This window comes from Paraburkholderia sp. J67 (assembly GCF_905220265.1).
Taxonomy (GTDB): domain Bacteria; phylum Pseudomonadota; class Gammaproteobacteria; order Burkholderiales; family Burkholderiaceae; genus Paraburkholderia.
This window is the reverse complement of record NZ_CAJMZK010000100.1, coordinates 1-440: the sequence shown is the minus strand read 5'-3', so window position 1 is coordinate 440 and position 440 is coordinate 1. Positions and strand designations below refer to the sequence as shown.

Here is a 440-nt window from a genome sequence, read left to right as displayed (position 1 = left end):
GCGATCACGTACGGATCGTCGAAGGGATGCACGAAGGTCAGGCCGCGTTCTTCCTGAAGCTTGACGGCGTGGGCGTAGGCATCGCTGTAGGACTCGCCCGCCTGCACGACCTCTACCATCGCGCCACCGTGGGCACGCACGGCATCGACCTTGACCTGCGGCGTGGTGACCGGCACGCAGATCACCGCCTTCACGCCCAGCCGCGCCGCCGAGAGCGCCACGCCCTGCGCGTGATTGCCCGCCGATGCCGTGATCACGCCGCGCTGCAATTGCTCCGCCGACAGATGCGCCATCTTGTTGTACGCGCCGCGCAGCTTGAACGAGAACACCGGCTGGTTGTCCTCGCGCTTGAGCAGGACCGTGTTGCGCAGACGCGCCGAGAGGTTCGGCGCGCGTTCGAGTTCGGTCTCGCGGGCGGCGTCGTAGACGCGGGCGGTGAG

At 68.0% G+C, this 440-nt stretch carries 1 protein-coding gene; it reads right to left on the bottom strand.

The window, feature by feature from the left end:
- On the bottom strand, positions 1-440 hold a 440-nt coding region (locus U5782_RS41350; protein ID WP_322049637.1), incomplete at both ends, for a pyridoxal-phosphate dependent enzyme.